At 70.0% G+C, this 711-nt stretch carries 1 protein-coding gene; it reads left to right on the plus strand.

From position 1 onward, the window contains the following. Positions 1–164: 164 nt before the first annotated feature. Positions 165–711: glycosyltransferase family 9 protein (locus FVW20_RS17575; RefSeq protein ID WP_196610598.1), on the plus strand; the 547-nt coding region annotated here is incomplete at its 3' end.

Genomic DNA, 711 nt, shown 5'->3' on the forward strand with positions numbered 1-711 from the left:
ACCCTTGCCGCCCGTCCGGACTGGCCGCACGCCGTGGCGCGCGACCTTGCCGCCGCCGCCGCGTGGCTGCTGGGCGATACCGCCGAAGTTTCGGGCGCGTCTGGCGTATCGGACTGCGCCCTCACCGGCCCCTCTTTCACGGTTATTTCGCGGAGCGAACCGTCATGAGCCGTATCGGCGTCTGGAACACCGCCTTTCTGGGCGACGCGGTACTTACGTTGCCACTGCTGCGCACCCTGCGCGCCAACTACCCCGATGCGGAACTGCACTTCTGGGTGCGGCGCGGCGTGGGCAGCCTGTTCGCCGCACAGCCGGAGCTTTCCGGCGTGCACGAGTTCGACAAGCGCGGCGGCGAAAGCGGCATCATGGCCGCCGCCCGCGTGGGGCGGCAACTGGCGCGCGAGCGCCATTCGCTGTGGATATCCGCCCACACCAGCCTGCGCAGCGCGTGCATCGCCCGCTGGACCAGCGCCAAGGTGCGCATCGGCTACGAAGCGCCGTGGTTCAATTCGTGGTTCTACACCCACACCGTGCCACGCCGCTTCGACGAACTGGACGAGATAGAGCGGCTGCTGCAACTGGTGCGGCCCCTGAACCTGCCGCATATCCTGGACTGGCCGGAACTGGTGCTGCCCGAACCCGCCCGCGAACGCGCCGCCGCCTTTCGCGCCACGCACGCCGCCCCCGGCGCGCCCCTGCTGGGCGTGCATC

The organism is Nitratidesulfovibrio oxamicus, assembly GCF_015731765.1.
Lineage (GTDB): Bacteria > Desulfobacterota > Desulfovibrionia > Desulfovibrionales > Desulfovibrionaceae > Cupidesulfovibrio > Cupidesulfovibrio oxamicus.